Source organism: Mordavella massiliensis (genome assembly GCF_016901695.1).
GTDB classification, from domain to species: Bacteria; Bacillota; Clostridia; order Lachnospirales; family Lachnospiraceae; genus Claveliimonas; species Claveliimonas massiliensis_A.
Genome location: NZ_JACJKS010000137.1, coordinates 1 through 212, shown reverse-complemented (window position 1 = coordinate 212; position 212 = coordinate 1). Strand labels below are relative to the sequence as shown.

Annotated in this window: 1 rRNA gene; it reads left to right on the top strand. The window is 56.6% G+C overall.

The annotated features are described in order from the left end of the window. Positions 1 to 100: ribosomal RNA gene (gene rrf / locus H6A20_RS13425) — 5S ribosomal RNA — on the top strand; the annotation flags it as partial. Positions 101 to 212 lie beyond the last annotated feature (112 nt).

Here is a 212-nt window from a genome sequence, read left to right as displayed (position 1 = left end):
AGGGGGCACACCCGTACCCATCCCGAACACGATGGTTAAGACCTAAGCGGCCGATGGTACTGCACTGGAGACGGTGTGGGAGAGCAGGTGGCCGCCAGCATTAAAAAAAAGAAAAAGTCCGGAAGGACGCAGAAAGTGGCGTAAAGCCCCTTTTGAGACGGGCTTATAGCTCAGCCGGTTAGAGCGCACGCCTGATAAGCGTGAGGTCGGTG